Annotated in this window: 13 protein-coding genes; 12 read left to right on the forward strand and 1 reads right to left on the reverse strand. The window is 68.4% G+C overall.

From position 1 onward, the window contains the following. Nucleotides 1-9: 9 nt before the first annotated feature. The 12 genes from flgC (at nucleotide 10) to U5A56_RS24560 (ending at nucleotide 12,989) form a co-directional block, all read left to right on the forward strand. Nucleotides 10-435 (forward strand): flagellar basal body rod protein FlgC, encoded by a 426-nt coding sequence (gene flgC / locus U5A56_RS24505; RefSeq protein ID WP_044847874.1) that lies wholly within the window; start codon nucleotides 10-12, stop codon nucleotides 433-435. A gap of 67 nt (nucleotides 436-502) precedes the next feature. Next, nucleotides 503-1,249 (forward strand): flagellar hook assembly protein FlgD, encoded by a 747-nt coding sequence (locus tag U5A56_RS24510; RefSeq protein ID WP_044847875.1) that lies wholly within the window; start codon nucleotides 503-505, stop codon nucleotides 1,247-1,249. Between the two features lie 28 nt (nucleotides 1,250-1,277). Then, nucleotides 1,278-2,519 (forward strand): flagellar hook protein FlgE, encoded by a 1,242-nt coding sequence (flgE, locus tag U5A56_RS24515; protein WP_321924934.1) that lies wholly within the window; start codon nucleotides 1,278-1,280, stop codon nucleotides 2,517-2,519. Nucleotides 2,520-2,539: 20 nt separating this feature from the next. After that, on the forward strand, nucleotides 2,540-3,298 hold the full coding sequence (gene flgF / locus U5A56_RS24520) for a flagellar basal-body rod protein FlgF (protein ID WP_044847877.1): 759 nt from the start codon (nucleotides 2,540-2,542) through the stop codon (nucleotides 3,296-3,298). Nucleotides 3,299-3,333: 35 nt separating this feature from the next. After that, complete coding sequence (gene flgG, locus U5A56_RS24525) at nucleotides 3,334-4,122, forward strand: flagellar basal-body rod protein FlgG (RefSeq protein ID WP_014895799.1); 789 nt, start codon at nucleotides 3,334-3,336, stop codon at nucleotides 4,120-4,122. A 21-nt stretch (nucleotides 4,123-4,143) separates the two neighbouring features. Next, the gene (flgH, locus tag U5A56_RS24530; protein WP_044847878.1) at nucleotides 4,144-4,833 is read left to right on the forward strand and encodes a flagellar basal body L-ring protein FlgH; all 690 of its coding nucleotides are present in this window, start codon (nucleotides 4,144-4,146) and stop codon (nucleotides 4,831-4,833) included. Nucleotides 4,834-4,838: 5 nt separating this feature from the next. Then, complete coding sequence (locus U5A56_RS24535; protein WP_321924937.1) at nucleotides 4,839-6,035, forward strand: flagellar basal body P-ring protein FlgI; 1,197 nt, start codon at nucleotides 4,839-4,841, stop codon at nucleotides 6,033-6,035. Further along, entirely contained in the window at nucleotides 6,036-7,034 is a 999-nt protein-coding gene (flgJ, locus tag U5A56_RS24540) for a flagellar assembly peptidoglycan hydrolase FlgJ (protein WP_124570731.1), read from the forward strand. It begins immediately after the preceding gene. A gap of 233 nt (nucleotides 7,035-7,267) precedes the next feature. After that, nucleotides 7,268-8,023 (forward strand): flagellar brake protein, encoded by a 756-nt coding sequence (locus U5A56_RS24545; RefSeq protein ID WP_044847880.1) that lies wholly within the window; start codon nucleotides 7,268-7,270, stop codon nucleotides 8,021-8,023. Between the two features lie 192 nt (nucleotides 8,024-8,215). Continuing rightward, on the forward strand, nucleotides 8,216-10,198 hold the full coding sequence (gene flgK, locus U5A56_RS24550) for a flagellar hook-associated protein FlgK (protein ID WP_321924939.1): 1,983 nt from the start codon (nucleotides 8,216-8,218) through the stop codon (nucleotides 10,196-10,198). A gap of 23 nt (nucleotides 10,199-10,221) precedes the next feature. Then, nucleotides 10,222-11,460 (forward strand): flagellar hook-associated protein FlgL, encoded by a 1,239-nt coding sequence (flgL, locus tag U5A56_RS24555; RefSeq protein WP_321803261.1) that lies wholly within the window; start codon nucleotides 10,222-10,224, stop codon nucleotides 11,458-11,460. Nucleotides 11,461-11,681: 221 nt separating this feature from the next. Then, entirely contained in the window at nucleotides 11,682-12,989 is a 1,308-nt protein-coding gene (locus tag U5A56_RS24560; protein WP_044847883.1) for a solute carrier family 23 protein, read from the forward strand. A 639-nt stretch (nucleotides 12,990-13,628) separates the two neighbouring features. Here the strand turns inward: U5A56_RS24560 and U5A56_RS24565 are convergent. Then, complete coding sequence (locus tag U5A56_RS24565; RefSeq protein WP_321924941.1) at nucleotides 13,629-14,513, reverse strand: transcriptional regulator GcvA; 885 nt, start codon at nucleotides 14,511-14,513, stop codon at nucleotides 13,629-13,631. Nucleotides 14,514-14,563 lie beyond the last annotated feature (50 nt).

The raw sequence follows: 14,563 nt of genomic DNA on the forward strand, positions 1-14,563 counted from the left end.
GGAGCCTCCATGCCCTCGTTGATGAACATCTTCGGCGTCGCCGGTTCGGCGCTGTCCGCGCAATCGCAGCGCCTGAACGTCACCGCGTCGAACCTCGCGAACGCCGACAGCGCGACCGGCCCCGACGGCAAGCCGTACAAGGCCAAGCAGGTCGTGTTCGCGACCGACCCGATGGGCGGCGCGCGCACCGCGTCCGGCCAGGGCGTGGGCGGCGTGCGCGTGACGAAGGTCGTCGACGATCCGTCGCCGATGAAGTCGACCTACGACCCGGCGAACCCGGCCGCCGACGCGAACGGCTACGTGCAGATGCCGAACGTCGATCCGGTACAGGAGATGGTGAACATGATCTCGGCGTCGCGCTCGTACCAGGCCAACGTCGAGACGCTGAACACCGCGAAGACGCTGATGCTCAAGACGCTGACGATCGGCACGTAAGCCGCGCGCCGAGCGACCCTCCACACCCGGGCCCAGACCCGACCGTTTCGACACAAGGCTTCCCAGGATGACTTCCTCCAGCACGACGATCGGCAGCAGCGGCACCAACGTGTCGACCCTGCCGACCGACACGATGAACACCAACAACGTGTCGACGACCGGCACCTCGGCGAGCGACCTGCAGGCGACGTTCCTGAAGCTGCTCGTCACGCAGCTGCAGAACCAGGATCCGACGAGCCCGGTCGACAGCTCGCAGATGACGTCGCAGCTCGCGCAGATCAACACGGTGAGCGGCATCGCGCAGCTGAATACGTCGCTCACGTCGCTGTCGACGCAACTCGCGGCCGGCCAGCAGACGCAGGCCGCGCTGCTGATCGGCACGAACGTGCTCGCGCCGGGCAACAGCGTCGCGGTGAAGAGCGGCGCGGCATCGCCGTTCGGCGTGTCGCTCACGAGCGACGTGTCGAACCTGACGATCACCGTGAAGAACAGCGCGGGCGTCGTCGTGAACACGATCAACGCGGGCCAGCAGTCGGCCGGCACGGTGCCGTTCAACTGGACGCCGACGGATACGGCCGGCAACGCGCTGCCGGACGGCAAGTACACCGTGAGCGCGCAGTACACGGGCAGCGACGGCAAGACGTACGCGCCGACCGTGCTCGCGGCCGCGCAGGTACAGAGCGTGATCAAGCAGGCCGACGGCACGGCGGGGCTCGTGCTGTCGAACGGCACGACGGTGGGCTTGACCCAGGTCGCGTCGATTTTCCCGAACACCGCGTCGTCGTCGTCCGGCGGCACGACCACCAGCAACTGATCCAGCTTTCTCGAAAACGGAGACCGAAATGGGTTATCAACAGGGTCTGAGCGGCCTCGCCGGCGCATCGAACGCGCTCGACGTGATCGGCAACAACATCGCGAACGCGAACACGGTCGGCTTCAAGTCGAGCACCGCGCAGTTCTCCGACATGTACGCGAACTCGCTCGCGACGTCGGTCAACACGCAGATCGGGATCGGCACGACGCTCGCGTCGGTGCAGCAGCAGTTCGGCCAGGGCACGATCAACACGACGAACTCGTCGCTCGACGTCGCGATCAACGGCAACGGCTTCTTCCAGATGTCGAACAACGGCGTGACGACGTACTCGCGCGACGGCACGTTCCAGCGCGACAAGAACGGCTTCATCGTCAACTCGGCGGGCGCGAACCTGATGGGCTACGCGGCCGGCAAGAACGGCGTGCTGAACACCGCGCAGACCGTGGCGCTGCAGGCGCCGACGACCAACATCGCGCCGACCCCGACGACCAAGATCACCGGCCAGTTCAACCTGAACTCGCAGGACACGGTGCCGGCCAAGACGCCGTTCGACCCGACCGACACCACGACGTACAACTATTCGACGTCGATCCAGGTGTACGACTCGCTCGGCGGCTCGCAGGCGGTCAACATGTATTTCGTGAAGTCGGCGGCCGGCTCGTGGGAAGCCTACGCGGGCGTGCAGGGCGGCACCGCGACCGACCTCGGCACGGTCACGTTCGACACGTCGGGCGCGATCCAGAGCACGACGACGGGCACGCCGGCCGCGCCGACCGCATCGCTCGGCCAGTTCCAGTTCAGCGTGCCGACCACCGACGGCTCGGCGACGCCGCAGAACCTCACGCTCGACCTGACCGGCACCACGCAATACGGCGGCAAGGACGGCGTGAACAACCTCGCGCAGGACGGCTACGCGAGCGGCACGCTGACGACCTTCTCGATCGGCTCGGACGGCAAGCTGACCGGCAACTACTCGAACGGCCAGACGGCGGTGCTCGGCCAGATCGCGATCGCGAACTTCAACAACCCGAACGGGCTGACCAGCCTCGGCGGCAACCAGTACGCCGAGACGGCCGCGTCGGGCGTGCCGCAGATCTCCGCGCCGGGCAGCACGAACCACGGCACGCTGCAGGGCAGCGCGCTGGAGAACTCGAACGTCGACCTGACGTCGCAGCTCGTCAACCTGATCACCGCGCAGCGCAACTACCAGGCGAACGCGCAGACGATCAAGACGCAGCAGACCGTCGACCAGACGCTCATCAACCTGTAACGCGCGGATAACCGGCAGCCATGGACCGACTGATCTACACGGCGATGACGGGCGCGTCGCAGTCGCTCGACCAGCAGGCGATCGTCGCGAACAACCTCGCGAACGCGTCGACGACGGGTTTTCGCGCGCAGCTCGCGACCTACCGCGCGGTGCCGATGAATTTCGGCGACGGCAGCAACATCGACCCGACGACGACGCGCACCTACGTGCTCGCGTCGACGCCCGGCGCGGATTACGCGCCGGGTCCGATCACGCGCACCGGCAACCCGCTCGACGTCGCCGTGCAGGGCGCCGGCTGGCTGTCGGTGCAGACCGCCGACGGCAGCGAGGCCTACACGCGCGCCGGCAACCTGCACGTCGATGAAAACGGCCAGCTCGTCAACGCGAGCAACCTGCCGGTGCTCGGCAACGGCGGCCCGATCTCGGTGCCGCCGAACGCGGAAGTGACGATCGGCAAGGACGGCACGGTGTCCGCGCTGATGCCGGGCGACCCGCCGACGGCGGTCGCGATCGTCGACCAGATGAAGCTCGTGAACCCCGACCCGGCCACGCTCGCGCGCGGCAACGACGGGCTGTTCCGCACCGCCGACGGCAATCCGGCCGACGCCGACCCGACCGTGGTCGTCACGCCGAATTCGCTCGAAGGCAGCAACGTGAACCCGGTGACCGCGATGGTCGCGATGATCGACAACGCACGGGCGTTCCAGCTGCAGTCGAAGCTGATCCAGACGGCCGACCAGAACGAGCAGTCGGCGAACCAGCTGCTCAACTTCAGCTGAGCGGCCCGGCCCTCGCACCCAGGAGAAGATTCAACATGAACCGTTCGCTCTACATTGCCGCCACCGGCATGAATGCGCAGCAGGCGCAGATGGACGTGATCTCGAACAACCTCGCGAACACCAGCACGAACGGCTTCAAGGCGTCGCGCGCGGTGTTCGAGGATCTGCTGTACCAGACCATCCGCCAGCCGGGCGCGAACTCGACGCAGCAGACCGAGCTGCCGTCGGGCCTGCAGCTCGGCACCGGCGTGCAGCAGGTCGCAACCGAGCGCCTGTATACGCAGGGCGGCCTCACGCAGACCGGCAACTCGAAGGACGTCGCGATCAACGGCGCGGGCTTCTTCCAGGTGCTGATGCCGGACGGCACGAACGCGTACACGCGCGACGGATCGTTCCAGACCAACGCGCAGGGCCAGCTCGTCACGTCGAGCGGCTACCAGATCCTGCCGGCGATCACGGTGCCGCAGAACGCGCAGTCGCTGACGATCGGCAAGGATGGCGTCGTGTCGGTCACGCAGCCGGGCTCGAGCAACGCGGTGCAGATCGGCTCGCTGCAGATCGCGACCTTCATCAACCCGGCCGGCCTCGAGGCGAAGGGCGAGAACCTGTTCGCCGAGACCACGTCGTCGGGCGCGCCGAACGTGTCGCAGCCGGGCCTGAACGGCGCGGGCGTGCTCAACCAGGGCTATGTCGAGGCGTCGAACGTGAACGTCGTGCAGGAGCTCGTCAACATGATCCAGACGCAGCGTGCCTACGAGATCAACAGCAAGGCCGTGACGACGTCCGACCAGATGCTGCAGACCGTCACGCAGATGAAGAGCTAACCGGAACGTCCCGTCGTCGCCATGAAGCAGGTTCGCCTCCTCCCGTCAGCCCCCGTCCGCGCCGCGTGCGCGGTCGCGGTGGCCGCGCTCGCCGGTTGCGCGCAGATTCCGCGCGACCCGATCATCCAGCAGCCGATGACGGCGCAGCCGCCGATGCCGATGTCGATGCAGGCGCCCGGCTCGATCTACAACCCCGGCTATGCGGGGCGGCCGCTGTTCGAGGATCAGCGGCCGCGCAACGTCGGCGACATCCTGACGATCATGATCGCGGAGAACATCAACGCGACCAAGTCGTCGGGCGCGAACACGAACCGCCAGGGCAACACCGACTTCAACGTGCCGACGGCCGGCTTCCTCGGCGGGCTGTTCGCGAAGGCGAACCTGTCGGCGGCCGGCACCAACAAGTTCGCGGCCACCGGCGGCGCGAGCGCCGCGAACACGTTCAACGGCACGATCACGGTGACCGTCACCAACGTGCTGCCGAACGGCAACCTCGTGGTCAGCGGCGAGAAGCAGATGCTGATCAACCAGGGCAACGAATTCGTGCGCTTCTCGGGGGTCGTCAACCCGAACACGATCTCGGGCGCGAACTCCGTCTATTCGACGCAGGTCGCCGACGCGAAGATCGAATACTCGTCGAAGGGCTACATCAACGAAGCCGAGACGATGGGCTGGCTGCAGCGCTTCTTCCTCAACATCGCACCGTGGTGATGACGATGCAGCAGCCTCTTTTCCACCGCCTGTCGTCCCGTGCATCGCGTGCGTCCCGTGCGCGTGCCGTCGCGCGGATCGCCGCCGCGTTCGTGCTGGCGGCGTGCGCGCTCGGCGCGGCACCCGCGCACGCGGAGCGCCTGAAGGACCTCGCGCAGATCCAGGGCGTGCGCGACAACCCGCTGATCGGCTATGGCCTCGTCGTCGGCCTCGACGGCACGGGCGACCAGACGATGCAGACGCCGTTCACGACGCAGACGCTCGCGAACATGCTCGCGAACCTCGGCATCTCGATCAACAACGGCTCGGCCAACGGCGGGCCGTCGTCGCTGAACAACATGCAGCTGAAGAACGTCGCGGCCGTGATGGTGACCGCGACGCTGCCGCCGTTCGCGCGGCCGGGCGAGGCGCTCGACGTGACCGTGTCGTCGCTCGGCAACGCGAAGAGCCTGCGCGGCGGCACGCTGCTGCTCACGCCGCTGAAGGGCGCGGACGGGCAGGTGTACGCGCTCGCGCAGGGCAACATGGCGGTCGGCGGCGCGGGCGCGAGTGCGAACGGCAGCCGCGTGCAGGTGAACCAGCTCGCGGCCGGCCGGATCGTCGGCGGCGCGATCGTCGAGCGGGCGGTGCCGAACGCGATCGCGCAGATGAACGGCGTGCTGCAGCTGCAGCTGAACGACATGGACTACGGCACCGCGCAGCGGATCGTGTCCGCGGTCAATTCGAGCTTCGGTCCGGGCACCGCGACGGCGCTCGACGGCCGCACGATCCAGCTCGCCGCGCCGGCGGATTCCGCGCAGCAGGTCGCGTTCATGGCGCGCCTGCAGAACCTCGACGTGAGCCCGGACAAGGCCGCCGCGAAGGTGATCCTGAACGCGCGCACCGGCTCGATCGTGATGAACCAGATGGTCACGCTGCAAAGCTGCGCGGTCGCGCACGGCAACCTGTCGGTGGTCGTCAACACGCAGCCGGTGGTGTCGCAGCCGGGGCCGTTCTCGAACGGGCAGACGGTGGTCGCGCAGCAGTCGCAGATCCAGCTGAAGCAGGACAACGGCGCGCTCAAGATGGTGACGGCCGGCGCGAACCTGGCCGACGTCGTGAAGGCGCTGAACACGCTCGGCGCGACGCCGGCGGACCTGATGTCGATCCTGCAGGCGATGAAGGCGGCCGGCGCGCTGCGCGCAGACCTGGAGGTGATCTGAATGGCGGCGAATCTTCCGAACGCGAACGACCTGACGCAGCGCTTCGCCCTCGACGTGCAGGGCTTCGACGCGCTGCGCGCGCAGGCGAAGCAGTCGCCGCAGGCCGGTGCGAAGGCGGTCGCGGGCCAGTTCGACGCGATGTTCACGCAGATGATGCTCAAGAGCATGCGCGATGCGTCGCCCGACGGCGGGCTGCTCGATTCGCACACGTCGAAGATGTACACGTCGATGCTCGACCAGCAGCTCGCGCAGCAGATGTCGAAGCGCGGGATCGGCGTGGCCGACGCGCTGATGAAGCAGCTGCTGCGCAACGCGGGGCAGGGCTCGGGCAGCGACACGGCGGCCGACGCGGGCGCGGCCGGGCTCGCTGCGGCGGGCCTGGGTGCGGCCGGCTCGGGCACGTCGGGCAACGAAGGCAGCCTCGCCGCGATGAACGCGATGGCGCGGGCCTACGCGAACGCGGCGAACAACGGCGGGCTCGCCGGCTCGCGCGGCTACACGGCCGGCAGCGCGCTGACGCCGCCGCTGAAGGGCGCGAGCGGCGTGCAGGACGCCGACGCGTTCGTCGACCGGCTCGCCGGCCCGGCGCAGGCGGCGAGCGCGACCACCGGCATCCCGGCGCGCTTCATCGTCGGCCAGGCCGCGCTCGAATCGGGCTGGGGCAAGCGCGAGATCCGCGCGAGCGACGGCTCGACGAGCTACAACGTGTTCGGCATCAAGGCGAACAAGGGCTGGACGGGCCGCACGGTGTCGGCGCTGACGACCGAATACGTGAACGGCACGCCGCGCCGTGTGGTCGCGAAATTCCGCGCGTACGACTCGTACGAGCACGCGATGACCGACTATGCGAACCTGCTGAAGAACAACCCGCGCTATGCGGGCGTGCTCAGCGCGAGCCGCAGCGTCGAGGGTTTCGCGCACGGAATGCAGAAGGCCGGTTACGCGACCGACCCGAATTACGCGAAGAAGCTGATCTCGATCATGCAGCAGATCGGCTGACGGGGCAGGGCCGCAACGGCCCCGCCTGCCGCCGTTTTTACAATCTTACGAACCGTGCCCGGCATCCCGCCGCGCGCGGTTTTCAACGTTTGCGCGAAAAATACCGGCGTTTCGATCTAAACTTTCGGTGAGCACTGCCGCTAAGTGTGAGAGACCTGTAACCGGGCCATGTTCTGGCCCGGTTTTACTGCGCACCGGTCGCCCGGGCGCCCTGAAAAGAAAACCGGCTAGCCATGAATATCGAAACGTCGACCGATCCGAGCCTGGATGCGGGCCATTCCGGGCCCGACTACGCCCGCCGCAATCCGCTGGAGATCGGCGTGCAGCTGCGCAACCTCGTGAACCGGGGCGACTTCCTGACCGTCCAGTACCCGGGCGGCCAGCTCGTCACGCGCCTGCTCGAGGTCGACGTCGGCGCGCGCACGTTCACGTTCGACTGGGGCGCGCTGTCCGAGCAGAACGCCGGCATCCTCGGCGCGTCGCATTGCACCTTCGCGGCCGCGCCGGAAGGCGTGCGCGTCGAATTCACCACGAACACGCCGCGCGAGACGCGCTACGAGGGGCTGCCCGCGTTCGTCGCCGATTTCCCCGACGTGCTGATGTGCATCCAGCGCCGCGAGTATTTCCGCGTCGATGCACCGATCGTCGATCCGTTCCTGTGCCGCGGCCGGTTGCCGGACGGCGAGGGCTTCATGTTCGAGGTGCATAATCTGTCGCTCGGCGGCGTCGGCCTGCGGACCGCCGACGAGCGCGTCGAGGCGCTCGATGTCGGCACGCTGCTGCCGGGCGTCGAGCTCGAGCTGAACGGCCACGGCAAGCTGTCGCTCGACCTGCAGCTCGTGTCGCAGCGTTCGACCCAGATGCCGAACGGCTCGCGCCGCTACCAGCTCGGCTTTCGCTTCATGTCGCTGCCGGGCAGCGCGGAGAACACGCTGCAGCGCCTGATCACGCAGCTCGAGATGAAGCGCCGCTCGCTCGCGCGGGCCTGACGCATCCGCTCGCGGCCCGGTTCTGGGCCGCTTTCGCACCGGCGCCGGCAGCGTGCGCCGGGCCGCTCGCCGGACGACGCGCATGCGCGCGTCGCGCACGCATTTTTCCCTCAATTTTTCCGATCCGCGGCCGTTATACCGGGAGTCACGCAACCCGGCGGCCGCAGCGCGGCCGGCTCATCAGGATCGCGCATGTCCAACTCACTCATGAACCTCGGTGTCAGCGGCCTCAATGCCGCGCTCTGGGGCCTCACGACGACCGGCCAGAACATCAGCAACGCCGCGACGCCCGGCTATTCGGTCGAGCGCCCGGTCTATGCCGAGGCGAGCGGTCAGTACACGGCGAGCGGCTACATGCCGCAGGGCGTGAATACCGTCACCGTGCAGCGGCAGTACAGCCAGTACCTGAGCGACCAGCTGAACAGCGCGCAGTCGCAGGGCGGCTCGCTGTCGACCTGGTATTCGCTCGTCGCGCAGCTGAACAATTACGTCGGCAGCCCGACGGCCGGCATCTCGACCGGAATCACGGGCTATTTCACCGGGCTGCAGAACGTCGCGAACAACGCGTCCGATCCGTCGGTACGGCAGACCGCGGTCAGCAACGCGCAAATCCTCGCGAACCAGCTCAACGCGGCCGGCCAGCAGTACGACGCGCTGCGCCAGAGCGTGAATACGCAGCTCACCGACACCGTGTCGCAGATCAACACGTACACCAAGCAGATCGCGCAGCTGAACCAGCAGATCTCGGCAGCGAGCAGCCAGGGGCAGCCGCCGAACCAGCTGATGGACCAGCGCGACCTCGCGGTGTCGAACCTGTCGAGCCTCGCCGGCGTGCAGGTGGTGCGCAACGACAGCGGCTACAGCGTGTTCCTCGCGGGCGGCCAGCCGCTCGTTCTTGCCGACAAGAGCTACCAGCTCGCGACCGTCACGTCGTCGTCCGATCCGAGCGAGCTGACCGTCGTGTCGCAGGGCATCGCCGGCGCGAACCCGCCGGGGCCGAACCAGGCGCTGCCCGATGCGTCGCTGTCGGGCGGCACGCTCGGCGGCCTGCTCGCGTTCCGCAGCCAGACGCTCGACCCCGCGCAGGCGCAGCTCGGCGCGCTCGCGACCAGCTTCGCCGCGCAGGTCAACGGGCAGAACGCGCTCGGCGTCGACCTGGCGGGCAATCCGGGCGGCAACCTGTTCACGGTGGCGAACCCGACCGTCTATTCGAACCAGGGCAATACCGGCAACGCGGCGCTGTCCGTCTCGTTCGCCAACGCGTCGCAGCCGACGACGAGCGACTACACGCTGTCGTTTGACGGCACGAACTACACGCTGACCGACCGCGCGAGCGGGTCGGTGGTCGACCAGAAGGCGGGGCCGATGCCGGTCTCGCTCGGCGGGCTGAACTTCTCGTTCTCGTCCGGCGCGATGAATGCCGGCGACCAGTTCACCGTGCTGCCGACGCGCGGCGCGCTGACGGGCTTCGGCCTCGCGACGACGAGCGGCTCGGCGATCGCGGCCGCGTCGCCGGCCGTCACGTCGGCGTCGAGCACCAACATCGGCACCGCCAAGATCGCGCTGAGCGGGGTGACCTCCGGCTATCAGGTGCCGTCGACCAAGCTGACCTACGACGCGGCGACGCAGTCGCTGTCGGGCTTCCCGGCCGGTACCACGGTGACGATCCCGGGCACGCCGCCGACGTCGGTGACGATCAGCAATCCGACCGACCCCGTGCCGTACGACCCGTCGACCGGCGCGGCGATGACGATGTCGGGCACGGCCGCCGGTGCGCTGAACGGCGTGACCGTCACGCTGTCGGGCACACCGTCGGACGGCGATTCGTTCACGATCGGGCCGTACGCGGGCGGCACGAGCGACGGCAGCAACGCGCTCGCGCTGTCGCGGCTCGTCAACGCGAAGACCCTCGGCGGCGGCACGACGACGCTCACGGGTGCCTATGCGAACTACGTGAACAACATCGGCAACGCGGCGAGCCAGCTCAAGTCGTCGAGTACCGCCCAGACGGCGCTGGTCGGCCAGATCACGTCCGCGCAGCAGTCGGTGTCGGGCGTGAACCAGAACGAGGAAGCCGCGAACCTGATGCAGTACCAGCAGCTCTACCAGGCGAACGCGAAGGTGATCCAGACGGCGGCTTCGCTGTTCCAGACCGTGCTGGGCCTGTTCAGCTGAGCGGATTCGAGAGGATAGAAACGATGCGGATTTCCACGACCCAGTTCTACCAGCTGAACGTCGGCCAGATGAACGATCAGCAGGCCCAGCTCGCGCAGCTCTACCAGCAGATCTCGAGCGGCGTGAGCCTGTCGACGCCGGCCGACAACCCGTTGGGCGCGGCGCAGGCCGTGCAGCTGTCGATGACGTCGGCCACGCTGTCGCAGTACGCGGCGAACCAGAGCACGGCGCTCGCGTCGCTGCAGGCCGAGGACCAGGCGCTGCAGAGCGTCGGCAACGTACTCGGCAGCGTCCAGTCGACGATCGTGCGCGCCGGCGACGGTTCGCTCGCCGACAATAACCGCGCAGCGCTCGCGGCGCAGCTCGAGGGCTACCGCGACCAACTGGTGTCGCTCGCGAACTCGACCGACGGCGCGGGCAACTACCTGTTCGCCGGCTACCAGAATTCGACGGCGCCGTTCACGAAGGACGCCGCCGGCAGCATCAGCTATGTCGGCGATACGGGCACGCGCACCGTGCAGATCGACGATTCGCGCAGCGTGCCGCAGGGCGACTCGGGCCTCTCGGTGTTCATGTCGGTGCAGGCGCTGGGCAACTCGCCCGTCCAGGCGGCCGGCGCGGCCAACACCGGCACGGCCACCATCGGCAACGTCACGGTGACGGATCCGTCGGCTGCGACCAACGGCCATCAGTTCACGATCACCTTCGGCGGCACCGCGGCCGCGCCGACCTACACGGTGACCGACAACTCGATTTCACCCCCGACTCCCGGGCCCGCGCAGGCCTATACGTCGGGCACCGCGATCGCGCTCGGCAACGGGATGAAGGTCGCCGTGTCGGGCACGCCGTCGCCTACCGACACCTTTTCGGTCACGCCCGCACCGCAGGCGAGCGGGGTCGACGTGTTCTCGACGCTCGATTCGATGATCACGGCGTTGAAGACGCCCGTCGCCGGCAATCCGACGGCGACCGCCGCGCTGTCGAACACGCTGAGCACGGCCGCGACGAAGATCGGCAACTCGATGCGCAACGTCACGACCGTGCTGGCGTCGGTCGGCGGCCGCGAGCAGGAGGTCAAGGCGATGCAGACCGTCAACCAGACCGCGGCGCTGCAGACGACCAGCAACCTGTCGGACCTGACGAGCGCCAACATGGTCACGACCATCAGCCAGTACCTGCAGGTGCAGAACGCGCTGAGCGGCGCGCAGAAGGCTTACGCGCAGCTGCAGAACATGTCGCTGTTCCAGTACATCAATCCGTAATCCGCGTCGCGTCCGCTGCGATGTGAGCGCCCGCTCACATCGGGCGGTGCGCCGGCCGGCCGCCGCCGATGCGGTCGCGCCGCTCCGATGCCCCCCGGCAGGCACGCCCGCCGCGCCGGCGGTTCGCGCTTGCCAGCCCCATTTCCGCTCCGTAAACTCGCGCCAGATTCCAGACCGGCGCACCGTCCCGCAGCCGGCGTACGACAGGAGCCCTTTACCCCATGTCCGATTCCTACTTCCCGCGCTGGCGGGTGCAACCGACCGGCGCGGTCTCGCGCGTGGTCGGCCCCGACGAACGCCTCGCGTGGCCGCAGATGGTCGCGATGGGCGTGCAGCACGTCGTCGCGATGTTCGGCTCGACCGTGCTCGCACCGCTGCTGATGGGCTTCGACCCGAACCTGTGCATTTTCATGTCGGGTATCGGCACGCTGCTGTTCTTCGTGCTGGTCGGCGGCCGCGTGCCGAGCTACCTCGGCTCGAGCTTCGCGTTCATCGGCCTCGTGATCGCGGTGACGGGCTACGGCGGCAGCGGCCCGAACCCGAACATCCCGGTCGCGCTCGGCGGGATCGTCGCGTGCGGCGTCGTGTACGTCGCGCTCGGCGCGCTGGTGCAGGCCATCGGCACGCGCTGGATCGAGACGCTGATGCCGCCCGTCGTCACCGGCGCGGTGGTCGCGGTGATCGGGCTGAACCTCGCGCCGATCGCGGTCAAGGGCGTGTCGGCATCGACCTTCGACTCGGTGATGGCGCTCGTCACGGTGCTGTGCGTCGGCGGCGTCGCGGTGTTCGCGCGCGGGATGATGCAGCGCCTGCTGATCCTCGTCGGGCTGGTGATCGCCTACGTGATCTATGCGATCGCGACCAACGGGATGGGCCTCGGCAAGCCGGTCGATTTCGCGATCGTCGCGCATGCCGCGTGGTTCGGCGTGCCGAGCTTCCGCGCGCCGGTGTTCGATCCGCACGCGATGCTGATGCTCGCGCCGGTCGCGGTGATCCTGGTCGCGGAGAACCTCGGCCACATCAAGGCCGTCAGCGCGATGACGGGCACCAACCTCGACCGCTACGTCGGTCGCGCGTTCATCGGCGACGGGCTCGCGACGATCGTGTCGGGCAGTGTCGGCGGCACCGGCGTGACCACCTACGCGGAGAACATCGGCGTGATGGCCGTCACGCGGATCTATTCGACGCTCGTGTTCGCGGTCGCCGCGCTGATCGCGATCGGGCTGGGCTTCTCGCCGAAGTTCGGCGCGGTGATCCAGACGATTCCGGGCCCGGTGCTCGGCGGCGTGTCGATCGTCGTGTTCGGGCTGATCGCGGTGACGGGCGCGCGGATCTGGGTCGTCAACAAGGTCGACTTCTCCGACAACCGCAACCTGATCGTCGCGGCCGTCACGCTGGTGCTCGGCGCCGGCGACTTCTCGCTGAAGATCGGCGGCTTCGGGCTCGGCGGGATCGGCACCGCGACGTTCGGCGCGATCATCCTGTACGCGATCCTGCGCAAGGAAAAGGAGCCGGGGCCGGTGGTGTGAGCCGCGGCGCCGGCGGCAATGCCCGCGCGAACGGCGCGGATGATCGTCGTAGCGCGCGTGCGCGCGCCGGGGCTGCGGATTTCGCCTACCGGATCAGGGTGTCGTGACGTCGTGTGACGTTGTGGACCGTGTCGGCGCAGCGGATCTCGACGGTGCGAAGTCGCGCCGTCGGCATCAGCGGGTGCGCAACAGCGGCAGTGATGCAGGACAGCAGCCGTGTGACGGCCGATATGAGTTTCGACATGATTTCCCCCGACCCGCTGGATGAATGTTTGTCACCTGCATCGGGTCGTTCGCCCGTGCAGGGTTCGTCGTCTGCACGGCTGCATCAGCAAGCAACGGGCCAGCACGCGGACTTTCGCGCAAACAGGGGCTCGGCGGGGGTCGCGTGACGCCGGTGCAAGGTGGCGCACGCGAAAATGTTTCAGCGCTGAAACGCGCGGCGGTGGGCCGGTCGGCCGCATGCCAGGCCTCACGTGCGGTGGCGGGCACGACGGTGAAACGCAGGGGCGCGCGACATCGATTCCGCAGGGGAATCGCGGGCGTTGCGCGCGGATCGGTTTCATTCCTGCAACGCGGACGGGGACGTGAGGTGGCACGCCGCGTCGTTTCGATCGGGTAGCGGCGACGCGGCGCGCGTCATCCGTTCGCATTCCCCAGCGCTTCCAGCCACGCGCAGAACTGCGCGACCAGCGGATCGTCGGCCGGCGCGCGCGGCGCGATCCACCAGTAGCTGCGTGTCGCGATACGCGGCCCGTCGAGCGGCATCACGAGACGCCCGCTCGCGAGCTCGTCGTCGATCAGCGGCAGCGGGCCGAGCGCGACGCCCAGCCCGTCGACGGCCGCCTGCAACGCCAGGTAGAAGTGGTCGAACGACTGCCGCTTGCGCCCCTTCATCGTCACGCCGGCCGCCGCGAACCAGTCGCGCCAGCCTTCCGGCCGCGTGTCCGAATGCAGCAGCACGTGCCGCGCGAGATCGTCCGCGCGGGTGATCGGCGCGCGCTTGAGCAGCGCGGGGCTGCAGACCGGAATCACGCTTTCGTCGAGGAAGTGGCCGCTCGTGCAGTTCGGCCAGTGACCGGGGCCGCGGCGGATCGCGACGTCGAAACCGTCGAGCGCATCGAGCGGCGCGTTCGACGTGGACAGCTTCAGCTCGACGTTCGGCACGTCGCGCTGGAACCGCGACAGGCGCGGCAGCAGCCATTTCATCGCGAAGGTCGGCAGCGCATTGATGCGCAGCACGCGCGCGGCCCCGGTGTTGCGCAGTTGCTCGGTGGCGAGCGCGATGCTGTCGAACGCGGCGCGGACGGTATCCAGGTAGCGGCGGCCTTCGTCGGTGAGCTTCACGCGCTTGCCGTAGCGGTGGAACACCGGCTTGCCGAGCCACGCCTCGAACCCGGCGATCTGCCGGCTGATGGCACCATGAGTCACATGCAGCTCGTCGCCGGCGGCGCTGAAGCTTTCATGTCGTGCCGCTGCTTCAAAGGCCCGAAGCGCGGAAAAGGGCGGGAGATCGCGTGCCATGCTTGTGATTCTAGATCACAAGGACGCGCCGATAAAATCGTTTTGCCGGC

Source organism: Burkholderia sp. BCC1998 (assembly GCF_905339875.1).
Lineage (GTDB): Bacteria > Pseudomonadota > Gammaproteobacteria > Burkholderiales > Burkholderiaceae > Burkholderia.